This window comes from Nocardioides sp. CFH 31398 (assembly GCF_022436705.1).
Lineage (GTDB): Bacteria > Actinomycetota > Actinomycetes > Propionibacteriales > Nocardioidaceae > Nocardioides.
Genome location: NZ_JAKUHT010000020.1, coordinates 54,094 through 68,449, shown reverse-complemented (window position 1 = coordinate 68,449; position 14,356 = coordinate 54,094). Strand labels below are relative to the sequence as shown.

14 protein-coding genes are annotated in these 14,356 nt (G+C 73.7%); 7 read left to right on the top strand and 7 right to left on the bottom strand.

The genetic code is table 11. The features are described 5' to 3' along the window. Positions 1–60: 60 nt before the first annotated feature. Positions 61–1,173: a CaiB/BaiF CoA-transferase family protein gene (locus tag MJ876_RS15475; RefSeq protein WP_240237626.1), complete on the bottom strand. Its 1,113-nt coding sequence runs from the start codon at positions 1,171–1,173 to the stop codon at positions 61–63. A gap of 79 nt (positions 1,174–1,252) precedes the next feature. On the opposite strand from MJ876_RS15475, the gene MJ876_RS15470 reads away from it, so the two are divergent. Continuing rightward, positions 1,253–1,858, top strand: coding sequence for a hypothetical protein (locus MJ876_RS15470; protein ID WP_240237624.1), 606 nt, complete (start codon positions 1,253–1,255; stop codon positions 1,856–1,858). Positions 1,859–1,962: 104 nt separating this feature from the next. Here MJ876_RS15470 and MJ876_RS15465 read toward each other — a convergent pair whose 3' ends face one another. The 4 genes from MJ876_RS15465 to MJ876_RS15450 form a co-directional block, all read right to left on the bottom strand. Continuing rightward, positions 1,963–2,274 (bottom strand): GIY-YIG nuclease family protein, encoded by a 312-nt coding sequence (locus tag MJ876_RS15465; protein ID WP_240237622.1) that lies wholly within the window; start codon positions 2,272–2,274, stop codon positions 1,963–1,965. 247 nt (positions 2,275–2,521) lie between these two features. After that, entirely contained in the window at positions 2,522–3,466 is a 945-nt protein-coding gene (locus tag MJ876_RS15460; RefSeq protein WP_240237620.1) for a hypothetical protein, read from the bottom strand. Next, positions 3,463–4,449, bottom strand: coding sequence for a hypothetical protein (locus tag MJ876_RS15455; RefSeq protein ID WP_240237618.1), 987 nt, complete (start codon positions 4,447–4,449; stop codon positions 3,463–3,465). The genes MJ876_RS15460 and MJ876_RS15455 overlap by 4 nt, the downstream gene beginning before the upstream one ends. Next, positions 4,446–5,594: a sulfotransferase family protein gene (locus MJ876_RS15450; protein WP_240237616.1), complete on the bottom strand. Its 1,149-nt coding sequence runs from the start codon at positions 5,592–5,594 to the stop codon at positions 4,446–4,448. Before MJ876_RS15450 ends, MJ876_RS15455 begins: the two co-directional genes overlap by 4 nt. A 30-nt stretch (positions 5,595–5,624) precedes the next feature. Between MJ876_RS15450 and MJ876_RS15445 the strand changes: the two genes are divergently transcribed. The 4 genes from MJ876_RS15445 to MJ876_RS15430 all read left to right on the top strand — a co-directional run bounded on the left by MJ876_RS15445 (position 5,625) and on the right by MJ876_RS15430 (position 9,172). Further along, positions 5,625–6,368, top strand: a complete 744-nt coding sequence (locus MJ876_RS15445) for a pirin family protein (protein ID WP_240237614.1) — start codon at positions 5,625–5,627, stop codon at positions 6,366–6,368. A gap of 130 nt (positions 6,369–6,498) precedes the next feature. After that, the gene (locus tag MJ876_RS15440) at positions 6,499–7,536 is read left to right on the top strand and encodes a sigma-70 family RNA polymerase sigma factor (protein ID WP_240237612.1); all 1,038 of its coding nucleotides are present in this window, start codon (positions 6,499–6,501) and stop codon (positions 7,534–7,536) included. Next, the gene (locus tag MJ876_RS15435; RefSeq protein WP_240237610.1) at positions 7,533–8,141 is read left to right on the top strand and encodes a TIGR03086 family metal-binding protein; all 609 of its coding nucleotides are present in this window, start codon (positions 7,533–7,535) and stop codon (positions 8,139–8,141) included. Before MJ876_RS15440 ends, MJ876_RS15435 begins: the two co-directional genes overlap by 4 nt. A gap of 23 nt (positions 8,142–8,164) precedes the next feature. Then, a complete protein-coding gene (locus tag MJ876_RS15430) occupies positions 8,165–9,172 on the top strand; it encodes a DUF2332 domain-containing protein (RefSeq protein WP_240237608.1) in 1,008 nt (335 codons plus the stop codon). 63 nt (positions 9,173–9,235) lie between these two features. Here MJ876_RS15430 and zwf read toward each other — a convergent pair whose 3' ends face one another. Next, positions 9,236–10,702: a glucose-6-phosphate dehydrogenase gene (gene zwf, locus MJ876_RS15425; RefSeq protein WP_240237607.1), complete on the bottom strand. Its 1,467-nt coding sequence runs from the start codon at positions 10,700–10,702 to the stop codon at positions 9,236–9,238. A gap of 139 nt (positions 10,703–10,841) precedes the next feature. On the opposite strand from zwf, the gene MJ876_RS15420 reads away from it, so the two are divergent. Together MJ876_RS15420 and MJ876_RS15415 are read left to right on the top strand one after the other, a co-directional pair. Next, positions 10,842–11,375 (top strand): hypothetical protein, encoded by a 534-nt coding sequence (locus MJ876_RS15420; protein WP_240237604.1) that lies wholly within the window; start codon positions 10,842–10,844, stop codon positions 11,373–11,375. Continuing rightward, positions 11,375–12,916: a flotillin family protein gene (locus MJ876_RS15415; RefSeq protein WP_240237602.1), complete on the top strand. Its 1,542-nt coding sequence runs from the start codon at positions 11,375–11,377 to the stop codon at positions 12,914–12,916. Before MJ876_RS15420 ends, MJ876_RS15415 begins: the two co-directional genes overlap by 1 nt. On the opposite strand, the gene MJ876_RS15410 is transcribed toward MJ876_RS15415, so the two are convergent. After that, positions 12,892–14,349, bottom strand: coding sequence for an NAD-dependent succinate-semialdehyde dehydrogenase (locus MJ876_RS15410; RefSeq protein ID WP_240237600.1), 1,458 nt, complete (start codon positions 14,347–14,349; stop codon positions 12,892–12,894). The genes MJ876_RS15415 and MJ876_RS15410 overlap by 25 nt on opposite strands. Positions 14,350–14,356 lie beyond the last annotated feature (7 nt).

Below are 14,356 nucleotides of genomic sequence, written 5' to 3'. Positions count from 1 at the left end.
GGCCATCGCGCCCCGGTGACGCGGCGCCGAACACGACACCACGCGGCGACGGCGACGTGTTCACGTCTGCGTGACGACCCCGCGGTCGAGCAGCCCGTCCAGGTCGTCGACGCCCCAGGCGGCGAGGGTGTCGCGGGTGCCGCTGCCCGGCGAGGTGGGTCCGGTGGTGAGGGTGGGCTCGGTGCGCGAGAACCTCGGCGCCGGCCCGGGCTGCAGGACGCCGTCCCGCTCGACGAGGGTGCCCCGGGCGACGTTGTGGGGGTGCTCGGCGGCCTCGGCCATCGTGAGCACCGGCGCGACGCAGGCGTCGGTGTGCTCGAAGACGGCGGTCCAGTCGGCCATCGTCCGCTGGGCGAAGCGGCCCGCGATCAGCCGGCGGAGCTCGTCGGCCCGCTGGGGGTCCCACCGGTCCGGCGCCACGTCGGCGATCCCCAGCAGCCGGCAGAACTCGTCGTAGAACTTCGGCTCCAGCGGTCCGACGCTCATGTGGCGCCCGTCGGCGGTAGCGTAGAGGTCGTAGTAGGGCTGCCCGCCGTCCAGGAAGTTCGACGCCCGCCGCTCGACGTGCCCGCCGCCGGCGAGGAACCCCAGGGTCATCGCGTTGAGGTGCGCGGTGCCGTCGGTGATGGCCGCGTCGACGACCTGGCCCCGGCCGGACACCTTCGCCTCGAGCAGCGCGGCGAGCACGCCGATGACGAGGTAGGTCGACCCGCCGCCGAAGTCGCCGAGCAGGTTCATGGGGAAGTGCGGACGGTCGGGGTCCTGCCCGAGGCCGTGGAGCGCACCGCTGAGGGCGACGTAGTTCATGTCGTGGCCGGCGTACGGCGCGAGCGGACCGTCCTGGCCCCAGCCGGTCATGCGGCCGTAGACCAGGGCCGGGTTGCGCGCCCAGCAGTCCTCGGGGCCGAGGCCGAGCCGCTCGGTGGTGCCGGGCCGCATGCCCTCGACGAGGACGTCGGCGTGCTCGACGAGGTCGAGGACGAGCCCGACGGCCTCCGGGTGCTTGAGGTCGATGCCGACGCTCGGGCGGCCGCGGGTGAGCAGGTCGGTCGGTCCGGAGCTCACCGCACCGCCCCCCGGACGCTCCAGCCGGACGACGTCCGCACCGAGGTCGGCGAGGATCGTGCAGGCGTGGGGACCGGGTCCGATCCCCGCGATCTCGACCACCCGCACGCCGCGCAACGGTCCGGTACCACTGGGTTGGGGGGCCTTGACCATAGGCGGATCTTGCCAGTACAGGCATACTGCCCGAATGGACGAGGTGTCGTACCTCCACGAGCTGGCGCGGGAGCTCCCGCGGCGGCTCCGTGCGCTGCACGACCGCGACCTGCCCTACGCGGCCGCCGAGGTCTTCGTGACCCGCCTCGCCACCGACGTCGCGGCCGACGGGATCGACGAGCTCCTCGTCGCCTGCCGCGGCACCGACGTCGACGGCACGTGCTGGGAGGCGGAGGCCCGCGTCCGCTTCGACCGGGAGTGGCGCGAGGCGCGCGTCCCGTACGTCGACTGGCTGGCCCGCATGCTCTTCACCGGCGCCGCCTTCGCGGCCGCCGACCTGAGCGACCCGGTGCACAGCGAGAACGTCACCGCGCCGCTCCCCGACCCGCAGGAGGCCTGGAACGCCATGGTGGCCCGCGTCGGCGCCCGCGTCCTCGGACCCGGCCTCGCCGAGTCCGGCGGCGTCACCATCGCGATCACGCCGGAGGACTGGATCAGCTTCGTCGCCACCGCCGGCGAGTCGGCGGAGACGGACCTCGTCCACGCCGTCACCTCCCAGCAGCTGGGCGACCGCCACTTCGTCGTCTTCTTCGAGGGCTCCCTGCACCGCTCCACCCGCCCGGACCCACCCCCCGCCTGACCGTCGCCCGCACCGCCCTCGCTGCTGTCGAGCCACGAGCGCTCCGCCGCTGGTTGAGGTGCGAACGAAGTGAGCCTCGAAACCCGGCGGGGCACGGTCGGACGTCAGGCCTCGCCGGCTTCACGCGCCTGGACCGCTCTGCGCCGACTCAACGCCGGCAGACCGGCGAAGTCGCCCCGGATCAGCGCCTCCCTCTTCGCACGGCTCCAGCCCTGGACCCGCTTCTCGAACGCGTAGGCCTCCGCGATCGACTCGTACTCCGCCGCCCACACCAGGACCACCGGGCGTCGTCGGCGGGTGTAGGCGGCACCCAGCTCGTCGTCGTGGTTGTGCTCCCACAGGCGGCGCTCCAGGTCGATGGTGCTCCCGACGTAGTAGCTGCCGTCGGCGCAGCGCAGGACGTAGGTGTGGGGCATGCCCGCAGTCTGGGGTCACCGTCGCGCGAGCGACCGGGTCCTCCACAGCCCGTGGTGACGACGAGGCCTGTGGACGTCACCGGGTTTCGAGGCTCACTCCGTTCGCACCTCAACCAGCGGCGTCGACGCCGTTCGCACCTCAAACAGCGGTCGATGCCGTTCGCACCTCAACCAGCGGTGTCTCCGCCGTTCGCACCTCAACCAGCGGTGTCGACGCCGTTCGCACCTCGACCGGCGGTGGCGAGCGTCAGACCGCGTCGGGCTCCGCGTCGGGGTCGCGGCGGACGAGGGGGCGGGGGGCGCGGGGGAGCCAGTCGCGGACGACGTGGTCGACCACGTGGACGCCGGGCGGGGCGACGACGCGGGTGAGTCCGAAGACCGACTCCGGGCGGCCCTCGCGGATCGCGCGGTCGACCTGCCACTCGCGGCGCTTGCGCGGGATGCGCACCTCGCTGAAGGCCGTGCTGCTCCAGTGGGCGAACTCGTCGGCGTCCAGCCACTTCAGCTCCACGCACATGCCGGGCGGCAGGTGGATGCGCTCGGTGTCCTCCGGGAAGACCCGGAGCTCCCACTCGAACGCCTTCTTGTGCACGTACTCCGGGCCCATCGGGTAGATCCACGGCTCGCGGAAGTCGACGCCGAGGTCGATCCAGGCCTCGGACTCCGACACCACCGTCATCGAGTGCCGCGGCACCAGCGCGACCGCGCCGGAGCCCTCCAGCTGCCAGGCGAGGTCGGCGAGCGTGCGCACGCCCTCCTCGGTGAGCACCATGTCGCCGTCCCACTTCATCGAGTACGACGTCCGCACGTGCGAGAACGACCAGTTGTAGAAGTGCGTGAGGCTGTGGACCGACGTCGCGGGGGTCGCGAGGTTCTCGGTGCCCGCCCGGCTGACGGCGAAGGGGTACTCCAGCAGCGTGACCCGGTCGGTCGCACCCTGCTCGGCGGCCACGCGCGCGGCGACGTCCAGCGTGCCGTCGCTCGAGCCGTTGTCGACGAGGACGACGGCCTGCACCGCCCGGAGGATCCCGGGCAGCACCCACGGCAGGTTGCGGGCCTCGTCCTTGACCCGGAACACGCAGGTCAGCCCCGTCTCGAGCGGGCCGTCCGACCACGCCCAGCGGACGTCGTACCCCTCGTGGCCCTCGAGGTTCGCGATGTCGACGGCACCGGGGGGCCTGACGGCGCTCACGACGCGGCCCGCCCCCCGCGCGGGCGGTCCTGGGCGGTCAGCCGGCGCAGCGACGGGTCGACGAGCGGACGCTCCGCGGCCGGCAGCCACACGTCGGTGACGTGGTCCACGACGTGGGCGTCGGAGCCCGCCGGCACCTCGATGCGGTGCAGCCCGCTCGCGGCGTGCGACTCCCAGCGACCCTCGACGAGATCCGTGAACAGCTGGTGCTCGCGGCGCTTGCGCCGCGTGCGCTGGCTGGTGGCGAACGCGTCGACGTCGGTCCAGTGGGCGAACTCGTCGGAGTCGAGGTACTTCAGCTCCAGGCAGGTGCCCTCGGGCAGCTTCACGTGGTCCACGCCCTCGGGGTGGATCCGCAGCTCCCACTCGAACGCCTTCACGTGCGGGTACGACGGCCCCATCGGGTAGCCGAACGGCTCGGCGTTGAACAGCCCCAGGTCGAGGTAGGCGACGCGGTCGGACTCGACGTACAGGCTGTGGCGCGGCACGTAGAGGACGGCGTCGCGGCCGGGCAGGCGCCACGCGAGCTCGCGCAGGAGCTCCTCGCCCTCCTGCGTGAGCACCATGTCGCCGTCCCACTTCACCGAGTACGTCGTCGACAGGTGCGCGAACGACCACGAGTAGAACCAGACGAGGGAGTGCACGGAGTCGGCCGGCGTGTGGAGGTGCTCGGGGCCGCAGCGGCTGACGCGGAACGGGTACGACGTCACCGTCAGACGGTCCGAGAGCCCGGCCTCCTCGGCGACACGGCGGGCGACGTCGGGCGTGCCGTCGGACGACTCGTTGTCGACGAGCACGACCTCGGTTGCGGTGCGCAGCAGCGGGGGCAGCACCCACGGCATGGAGCGGGCCTCGTCCTTGACCCGCAGCACGATGCCCGTGCCGGCGCGCTGCGGGCGCGACCAGGGCCAGACGATGTCGAAGTCGGCGTCGCCCTCCCGGTTGGCCGCGGAGTCGCCGGCCGTGCCGAGGACGGCGGTCATCGCTGGCGGTTCAGCGCCGCGCGGACGCGGCGGCGCGCCCCCGCCGGGACCATCGCGCGGACGGAGTGCGGCACCTTGTCGGCGAGACGTCCGCCCTCGGCGGGTGCGCCGGGGGCCGGGGCGCCCTGCCCGCCGCCGAGACGCTCGCGCTCGGTGGCCGCGCCGGCGCGCTGCGCCGCGATGGCCGTCGACTGCGACATCGCCTCGGCCTCCTCGTAGGCCTCGGTGAACCGCTGGCGCAGCTCGTCGAGCTCCGCGTGCCGCTCGGGGGTGTCGCCGCCCGGGGTGGCGAGCGCGTCCAGCGCGTTCCAGGTGCCGTCCGCGAGCTCGCGCAGGCGCGGCGGCACGGGGACGTCGTCCCAGGTCAGCTGCACGCGGCGCAGGGTCGGGTCGATGAACTGGTGGACCTTGCGGATGTCCTTCGCGGTGGCCGAGCGGACCGCGTGGAGGTCGAAGCGCTCGCCGATGTCGTGGACGGGCACGGTCCAGTCGTCGAGCATGTCGGCGTACCGGACGAACGCGCGCAGCGAGCCGCGGGTGGAGCGCTCGGTGTGCAGCATCATGTTCACCCACGCCGCGACGCGGTTCACCTCGCCGAAGCGCTTGGCGTAGTACTTCTGCTTGCTGCCGACCACCTCGGTGACCGGGCGCAGCATCGTCACGTGCGAGCAGGTCGCGCCGGCGCGGAGCGCGGCGGAGCGCCACAGGCCGAGGTACCAGGCCAGGCGCGGGTCCTTGATGACGAGCTCGTCGCCGCCCTCGGCGAACTGCTGCTCGAGCCACTCGTGGATCCGGGCGCGCAGGGCCTCGTTGGTCGACTGCTTGCCGGTCTCGAACCAGGCGGACGGGCGGGCGTCGGAGACCTGCACGTTGACCCGCGCGAGCAGGTCGTTGTGGAGGTCGACGACCCAGCGGGGCTCGCCGAACCCGCGCGGGTTGGTCTCGTCGGCGGCGACCTCGGGCTGCGGGACGTGCATCCCGAGCGTCTGCAGGGTGCCGGAGAAGGTGGAGGTGCCGCTGCGGCCGGACCCGACCACGAACACCACGCGGCGCTTGCCGCCGGGGGCCGGCTCGGGGAGGGGGGTGGAGCCGTCCTGCGCGGAGGTGGTGCCCGGCGCGGACGTCTCGGGGGTGCTGCTGGACATGGTGGACAGGGTAGACGCGACGATGGCCCGGTGACGCTTCCGCCCGCCGGCCCCGACGCCCGTGACGTCCGGCGCGGCGACGACCGTCCGTCCGAGGAGCACTCCCCGGGTGCGTGGGCCACCCACTCGTTCTCGTTCGGCGCGTACTACGACCCCGCCAACCTGGGGTTCGGGCCGATGGTCTGCCACGACGACCACCGGCTCGCGCCGGGGGCGGGGTACGCCGACCACCCCCACTCCGACCTCGAGGTCGTCACCTGGGTCCTCGACGGGGCGCTCGTGCACCGCTCCCCCTCCCTGGACGGCGCCGGGGCGCTCGGCGTCCTCGGCCCCGGCCAGGCGCAGGTGCTGTCGGCCGGGTCGGGGGTCGTGCACAGCGAGACCGGGGACGCCGGCGCCGGGCCGACCCGGTTCGTGCAGACGTGGCTGCGGCCGGACGAGGCGGGGGCGCGGCCGTCGTACGCGCGGGTGGAGGGCGCGACCGCCCCGGCGTCGTCCGGGCTCGTGCCCGTCGCGGGGGCGGGCGGACCCGCCGGCGTCGGGGTGGCGGGGGCGACCCTGTGGGTGGCCGGGTGCGGGACCGAGCCCGCCGTCGACCTCGTCCTGCCCGAGGCGCCGCTGCTGCACGTGTACGTCGCCCGCGGGGCGGCGGGCCTCGAGGACGGTGTCGGCCTCGACGAGGGGGACGCCGTCCGGCTCCACGAGGCGGGTGGCGTCCGTGTCCGGTTGACGCGGGGCGCGGAGCTGCTGGTGTGGTCGTTCGCCGGGCGGTGAGCGGGGCGCCCGGGAGATCGCCCGGGACATCGCTGGGGAGATTCGTGACCGATCTGCGATGAGTTCGGGCATCGACCCCGGTCGGTTGGTGTGGGCAGACTGACGACCACCCAGGAACCGGAGCTGACAGGTGACCCAGACCATGACCAGCGAGCTCGACGACTTCGACACCCTCACGCAGCGCTACTCGCGCGAGCTGCACGCGCACTGCTACCGGATGAGCGGCTCGACCCACGAGGCCGAGGACCTGGTGCAGGAGACCCTGATGCGCGCCTGGAAGTCGCAGGGCACCTTCAGCGGCCGCAGCTCGGTGCGGACCTGGCTCTACCGGATCGCGACGAACGTGTGCCTGACGAACCTCGAGGGGCGCCCCAAGCGGCCGCTGCCGACCGGGCTCGGGACGGCGGACTCGCTGGCCTCCGACGAGCTCGTGTCCGACGAGGAGGTGCCGTGGCTGCAGCCCGTGCCGGACACCGCCGTGGTCGTCGGCGAGCGTGACTCGATCCGCCTCGCGTTCGTCGCCGCCCTGCAGCACCTCCCCGCGCGCCAGCGCGCCGTCCTGATCCTGCGCGACGTGCTGCGCTGGAGCGCGGCCGAGGTCGCCGACGCCCTGGAGACGACGGTGGCCGCCGTGAACTCCGCCCTCCAGCGCGCCCACGCGCAGATGAAGGAGCGAGCGCTCACCGAGGACACCGTCGGCGACGAGCTCACCGCCGACCAGCGGCGGATGCTCGACGCCTACGTCGAGGCGTTCTGGAAGAAGGACGTCGACGCGATCGTCGGGCTGCTGAAGGCGGACGCGGTCTGGGAGATGCCGCCGTTCGTGGGCTGGTACGTCGGCGCGCAGACCATCGGCGAGCTCATCGCGACCGCCTGCCCGGGCGGCGTCCACGACATGGTCATGCTGCCGATCAGCGCCAACGGCCAGCCGGCGTTCGCGCTGTACATGCGCACCCCCGACGGCGACTTCACGCCGTTCCACCTCCAGGTCCTCGACCTGGACGGCGACCGGGTGCGCCACGTCGGGGCGTTCTTCGAGACCGAGCTGTTCGCCACCTTCGGCCTGCCCGAGCGGCTGCCCGCCGACTGGCGCGGCGACGACGGCGGCCCTCGCGCCGCGCTGGCCCCGGAGGGCGCCGAGCGGATCGCCGCCGTCCACGGGTCGTGACCGCCGACCCGCGCCTGTCGCGGGCGGTCGAGCTGCTGGAGCGGTCGCTCGGGCACACCCGCACGGCGCTGGCCGCCGTCCGGCCGGCGCACCTGCACCGGCCGACGCCGTGCGCCCGGTGGGACCTCGACGACCTGCTGTGGCACATGGACGACGCCCTCGACGCCTTCACGGAGGCGTCGGCGGGGCTGGTCGCGACGACGCCGGTCCGCACCCCGGGCTCCGTCGCCGAGCCGGGCGTGGAGGCCCGGCTCGGGCGGCTGCAGCGCAAGGCGTGCCACCTGCTCGGGCTGTGGGCCGCGCTGCCCCGGACCACCCCGGTGCTGGTCGGGGACCTGCCGATGGACGCCCCGCTGCTCGTGGGCACCGCCGCGCTGGAGATCACGGTCCACGGCTGGGACGTCGGCCAGGCCACCGGCGAGGGCGGGGCCGTGCCCGCCGACCTGGCGGCGGCGCTGCTGCCGGTCGCCGCCCTCACCGTGCGGCCCACCGACCGGGGCCGGCGGTTCGCCGCTCCCCTGCTGCTGCCCGGGGGCGTCCCGGCCGACCTCCGTCTGCTCGCCCTGCTCGGCCGCACCCCCCGCTCGCTCACGGACGCGGCCTGAGCCTGCCTGTCTAGGCTCCAGCGGTGCAGGTCCACGCCGACGTCGCGGAGCAGTACGCCGACTTCGCGGCGTACGCCGACGGTGACTCCCCGTGCTTCGCCGCCTGGGCCCGCGGGGCCGCGGAGGACCGCGAGGTCCTCGCCTGGCTCGCCGACCTCCCGGTGCCGAAGCGGCAGCCGAACCTCGTGTTCGCCGCGGCGCGCTGGCACGGACTGGCCGCGCCCGCGCCGTACGCCGCCCTGCGCGACGCGCTGCTGGGCGACGACGGCACCGTCGCCGAGACGGTCCGCGCCCGCTCGACGCAGACGAACGAGGTGGGCCGGGTGGCGACGCTGCTCCCGGCGCTCGGCCTCGTCGCGGCCGCGACGCCCGGGCCGCTGGCGCTCGTCGAGGTCGGCGCCAGCGCCGGGCTCTGCCTCTACCCCGACCGGGTGCGGGTGCGCTGGCAGCCGACCGCCGACGGCGTGGACGTCGGCGAGCCCGTCGAGCTCGGCGCCGAGGGCCCGCGGCTGGACTGCCGCGTCGCCGGGACGCCGCCGTACCCGGCCTCGGCGCCGAGGCTCGCCTGGCGCGGGGGCATCGACCTCAACCCGCTCGACGTGACCGACGACGACGCGATGGCCTGGCTCGCGACCCTGGTGTGGCCCGAGCAGGAGGACCGCCGGGTCCGCCTCGCCGAGGCGGTCGCCGTCGCGCGCGCCGACCCGCCCGTGCTGGTCCGCGGCGACCTGCTCGCCGAGCTGCCGGCGCTCGTGGCGATGGCCCGCGCCCACGGCCGGGTCGTCGTCCAGCACAGCGCGGTCGCGGCCTACCTCACCGCCGAGGAGCGGGAGGCGTTCGTCTCGATGATGACCGACCTCGTCGCCGACGGCGCCTGCCACTGGCTGAGCAACGAGGGCAAGGACGTGCTGCCGACCCTGACCGCCACCGGTCCCGCCGTCCCCGCCGACCTCGCGACGTTCGTCCTCGCGCTCGACGGCCGAGCCGTGGCCTGGACCCACGGCCACGGCCGGTCGATGACCTGGTTGTAGAGCCGCACGTCGTCCCGGGGTCGCGGCCTGGGACGGGCGGGGCCGGCAGCGCCCGCCCCGACCTCAGTCCTGGTCGGCCTTCTTCTTCTCCCGCCACTTGCGCTCGAACGGCAGGCGCCAGGCGCGGGGGGCGACGAGCTGGTGGATCTGGTTCGGACCCCAGGAGCCGGGCTCGTAGGGACGCACGGGCGGGGGGTCCTCCACGAGGGCCTCGGAGATCTCCCACAGCCGCTCGACACCCTCGGCGGAGTTGAAGAGCGTCCGATTGCCCTTCGAGGCGTCGAGGATGAGGCGCTCGTAGGCCTCGAGCACCGAGCCCTGCCACGAGGTCTCGTCCATGCTGAACTGCATCGAGACCTTGTCGAGGCGGAAGCCGGGGCCCGGGCGCTTGCCGTAGAACGACAGGCTCATCCGGGGGCGGTCCGACAGGTCGAAGGTCAGGTGGTCGGGGCCGTGCTGCCCGACGCCGGAGCCGTCGGGGAACATCGACTGCGGGGGCTCCTTGAACGCCACCGAGATGATCCGCTGGCCCTCGGCGAGCTTCTTGCCGGTGCGCAGGTAGAACGGGACGCCGGCCCAGCGCCAGTTGTCCACGTAGCACTTCAGCGCGATGAAGGTCTCCGTCTCCGACTCGGGGTCGACGCCCTCCTCGTCGCGGTAGCCGGCGTACTGGCCGCGGACGACGTCCTCGGCCTGGATCGGCAGCATCGACCGGAAGACCTTGTACTTCTCCTCGGTGATCGACTGCGGGTCGAGGGCGGTCGGGGCCTCCATCGCCGTGAACGCGAGCACCTGGAACAGGTGGGTGACGACCATGTCCCGGTAGGCGCCGGTCGCCTCGTAGAACGACGCCCGCTGCTCCAGCCCGAGCGTCTCGGGGACGTCGATCTGGATGTGGTCGATCATCGTGCGGTTCCAGATCGGCTCGAACAGACCGTTGGCGAAGCGGAAGGCGAGGATGTTGAGCGCCGCCTCCTTGCCGAGGAAGTGGTCGATGCGGAAGACCCGCTCCTCGTCGAAGACCTCGTGGACGGCGGAGTTCAGCAGCTTGGCCGACTCGAGGTTCGTCCCGAACGGCTTCTCCATCACGACCCGTCCACGCTCGGTGAGCCCGGCGTCGCGCAGGCGGTGCAGGACGGCGAGCGCCGCGTTCGGCGGCACCGACAGGTAGTGCAGGCGCTGCTGCGGCTCGCTGCAGTCGGCCTCGGCCTCCGCCACCGCGTCGCGCAGGGCGTCGGTCGTCGCGCCCGGCGCCCAGTAGAGGCGCTTGGCGAAGTCGGCCCACTGGTCCTCGGTCACGCCCGGCTCGAACTCCTCGATCGCCTCCCGGGCGAAGGCGATGAACGAGTCACGGGTGAAGTCGTCCAGGGAGGTCCCGACGATCTGCACGTTCGGCATCAGGCCCGACGAGATCAGGTGGAGCAGGCCGGGCAGGAGCTTGCGGCGCGACAGGTCGCCGGTCGCGCCGAACAGCACGACGGTGGTCGGCGGGGCGGGGCGACCGCGCTCGCGGTCGGTGGCGTTGACCATGCGCCCACGATCCCACGCCTTCGTGACGGCGGCGTGAATCGCTGCTGCGCCCGGGACAGCCCGTCCACAGGTTTGGGACGGCGACGACTACGGTAGGAACCCGTCGCCGCAGCCGACGGAGGACGGGGGTCCGCCAGCCATGACGACGTTCCTGGTCATCGGCGCGTGCGGTCTCGTCGTGCTCCTGCTCTCGCTGCTCGTGGGCGAGCTGCTCGAGGGCGTCCTCGACGGCGTGGCCGGCGACTGGTTCTCCACCGAGGTCGTCGGCGCGTTCGTCGCCGCCCTCGGCTTCGGCGGCGCGATCGCCGAGGCCCAGGGCCTCGCCACCCCGGTCGCGACCGCCGCCGGCGTCGGAGCCGGCGTCGTCTTCGGAGCCTTCGCCGCCTGGCTGACGCGCCTCGTGCGGTCCGGCGGCACCGAGGACACCCCCTCGACCGAGGACGTCCTGGGCTGGGACGCCCGGGTCGTCTCCCCCATCCCCGCCGACGGCCTCGGGGTCGTCACCGTCCGCCGGGGCGGTCATCTGCTCCGGTTCAACGCCCGCGCCGAGCAGGCGCTGCCCACCGGGGCGGAGGTCCACGTCACCGGCGTCCTGTCGCCGACCGCCGTCACCGTCGCCCCACTGTGGCCCGACACCCTCGAGCAGCAGCTCGGGACACCTGAGGAGACCTGATGCTCTCACCCACCCTGATCGCGATCCTGGGCTTCGTCGCCCTGGTGGTGCTGGTCGTCCTGCTGGTCACCAGCCGCTACAAGGTCGCGGGGCCCAACCAGGCGTTCATCGTCACCGGTCGCAAGGGCAAGGCCGTGCTGAACCCGGAGACGGGCCAGCTGTCGACCGACCTGTCGGGCCAGAAGGTGGTGCTCGGGGGCGGGGTGTTCGTCATCCCGTTCGTGCAGAAGCTCGCCACCATGGACCTCTCGAGCCGCAGGATCTCGGTGCAGATCCGTGGCGCCGTGTCCGGTCAGGGCATCAAGCTGAACGTCGAGGGCGTCGCCATCGTGAAGGTCGGCGGCAACGCCGACCAGATCCGCCTGGCAGCCCAGCGCTTCCTCTCGCAGCAGCAGGACGTCGAGCCGTTCACCCAGGAGGTCCTCGCGGGTGCGCTGCGCTCCATCGTCGGCGGCCTCACCGTCGAGCAGATCATCCGCGACCGCGCCGCGTTCGCCCAGCGTGTGGCCGACGAGTCCGAGAACTCGCTGACCGGCCAGGGGCTCATCCTCGACACCTTCCAGATCCAGGACGTCACCGACGACGGCTCCTACCTCGCCGACCTCGGTCGTCCCGAGGCCGCCCGCATCGGGCAGGCGGCGTCCATCGCCGAGGCGAACGCCCGCCAGGCCGCCGAGCAGGCGCGCATCAAGGCGGAGGAGGAGATCGCCGTCTCGCAGCGCGCGCTCGCGCTGAAGCAGGCCGAGATCAAGGCCGAGACGGACGCCGCCTCCGCGCGCGCCGCGGCCTCCGGTCCGCTGGCGCAGGCCGACCGCGACCAGGCGATCCTCACCGAGCAGGAGAAGGTCGCCGTGCGGCAGGCGTCGCTGACGGAGCGCAACCTGGAGACCGAGGTCCGCAAGCCCGCGGACGCCCAGCGCTACCGGGTGGAGCAGGAGGCGGAGGCGAAGCGCACCGCCGAGATCGCCGCGGCCGAGGCGCGCAAGGCGTCGTCCATCGCCGCCGCCCAGGCGAAGGCCGAGGAGGCCCGCCTGACCGGTGAGTCCGAGAAGGCCCGGCGCTCGGCGCTGGCCGAGGCGGAGGCGATCGAGGGCGAGCGCCGCGGTGCCGCCGAGAAGGCGCGCAGGACGGCCGAGGCCGAGGCGCTCCGGGCCGAGGGCGAGGCGCAGGCCGCGGCGACCCTGGCCGTCGGCTCGGCGGAGGCCGAGGCGATGGACAAGCGGGCCGAGGCGTTCGCGTCGTACAACGACGCCGCCGTCCTGCAGATGCTCATCGAGGTGCTGCCGCAGATCGCGAAGGAGGTCGCGGCCCCGATCGGCGCCATCGACAAGCTCACCGTCGTCTCGACCGACGGCGCCGGCGCCCTGCCCAAGCAGGTGAACGAGAACGTCGTGCAGACGCTGGAGATGCTGCGCAACTCCACCGGGCTCGACCTCGGCGAGCTCATCGGTCGCTCGGTGAAGGGCGCCACCGCAGGTCTCGAGCGCGACCGCCCCGACGGGGCGACGCCGGCGGGTCAGTCGACGGGGATCACCACGTAGGTGGTCTCGAGGTACTCCTCGATCCCCTCGAAGCCGCCCTCCCGGCCGTAGCCGCTCTCCTTCAGACCACCGAACGGTGCGGCCGGGTTGGAGACCAGGCCCGCGTTGGCGCCGAGCATCCCGTACTCCAGGCGCTCGGCGAGTCGGATCGTCCGGGCGACGTCGTTGGTGAACGCGTACGACGACAGCCCGTACTCGGTGTCGTTGGCGCGCTCGACGGCCTCGTCCTCGGTCTCGAAGGTGGTGATCGCCGCGACCGGGCCGAAGACCTCCTCGCGGGTGATGCGCGCCTCGACGGGGACGCCCCGCAGCACGGTCGGCGGGTAGAAGTAGCCGGGGCCGTCGGGCCGGTCGCCACCGACGAGCACCTCGGCGCCCGCCGAGACCGCGTCGGCGACGAGGTCGGCGACCTTGTCGACGGCGGCGCGGTTCACCAGCGGACCGATGTCGACGCCGTCGTCCTGGCCCCGGCCCACCGTCAGGGCGCCCATCCTCTCGGCCACCCTGCGCGAGAACTCCTCGGCGATCGAGGAGTGCACCATGATGCGGTTGGCCGCGGTGCACGCCTGGCCCATGTTGCGCATCTTGGCGGCCATCAGGCCGTCGACGGCGGCGTCGAGGTCCGCGTCCTCGAAGACGAGGAACGGCGCGTTGCCGCCGAGCTCCATCGAGACCCGCTGCAGGTGGTCGGCGGACTGCCGGACGAGGGTGCGTCCCACCGCGGTGGAGCCGGTGAAGGAGACCTTCCGCAGGCGCGGGTCGTCCTGCAGCCGGACGCTCATGTCCTTGTCGGACGTCGTCGGGACGACGTTGAGCACGCCGGGCGGCAGGCCGCACTCTCCGAGGACCTCGGCCAGGGCGAGCATCGTCAGCGGCGTCGCGGGCGCCGGCTTGACGACCATGGTGCAGCCGGCGGCGATCGCGGGCCCGATCTTGCGGGTCCCCATCGCGAGGGGGAAGTTCCACGGCGTGATGAGCAGGCAGGGCCCCACGGGCTTGGGGACCGTGAGCAGCCGGGTGCCGCCGGCGGGGGCCGTCATCCAACGGCCGCTGATGCGCACCGCCTCCTCCGCGAACCAGCGGACGAACTCCATGCCGTAGGCGACCTCGCCGCGCGCCTCGCCGAGCGGCTTGCCCATCTCCAGGCTCATCAGCTCCGCGAACCGGTCGGTCTGCGCGGTGACCGCGTCGAAGGTCGCGCGGAGGATCTCGCTGCGCTCGCGCGGAGGCGTGCGGGCCCAGTCGGCCTGGGCGGCGACGGCGGCGTCGAGGGCGGCGACGCTGTCGTCGACGGTCGCGTCGGCGACCGTCGCGAGCAACGACTCGTCGGCCGGGTCGAGGACCTCGAAGGTCCCGCCGCCGCTCGCGTCGCGCCACTCACCCCCGACCAGCAGACGGCGGTGGTCTCCGGACAGCAGCGCGTCGTCGAGCATGCGCTCA

Bases quoted from the DNA above. Each gene is read 5' to 3' on its own strand.
- MJ876_RS15470 (WP_240237624.1), top strand. From the start codon at position 1,253: ATGGACGAGGTGTCGTACCTCCACGAGCTGGCGCGGGAGCTCCCGCGG.
- MJ876_RS15465 (WP_240237622.1), bottom strand. From the start codon at position 2,274: ATGCCCCACACCTACGTCCTGCGCTGCGCCGACGGCAGCTACTACGTC.
- MJ876_RS15455 (WP_240237618.1), bottom strand. From the start codon at position 4,449: ATGACCGCCGTCCTCGGCACGGCCGGCGACTCCGCGGCCAACCGGGAG.
- MJ876_RS15450 (WP_240237616.1), bottom strand. From the start codon at position 5,594: ATGTCCAGCAGCACCCCCGAGACGTCCGCGCCGGGCACCACCTCCGCG.
- zwf (WP_240237607.1), bottom strand. From the start codon at position 10,702: ATGGTCAACGCCACCGACCGCGAGCGCGGTCGCCCCGCCCCGCCGACC.
- MJ876_RS15420 (WP_240237604.1), top strand. From the start codon at position 10,842: ATGACGACGTTCCTGGTCATCGGCGCGTGCGGTCTCGTCGTGCTCCTG.
- MJ876_RS15415 (WP_240237602.1), top strand. From the start codon at position 11,375: ATGCTCTCACCCACCCTGATCGCGATCCTGGGCTTCGTCGCCCTGGTG.
- MJ876_RS15410 (WP_240237600.1), bottom strand. From the start codon at position 14,349: ATGCTCGACGACGCGCTGCTGTCCGGAGACCACCGCCGTCTGCTGGTC.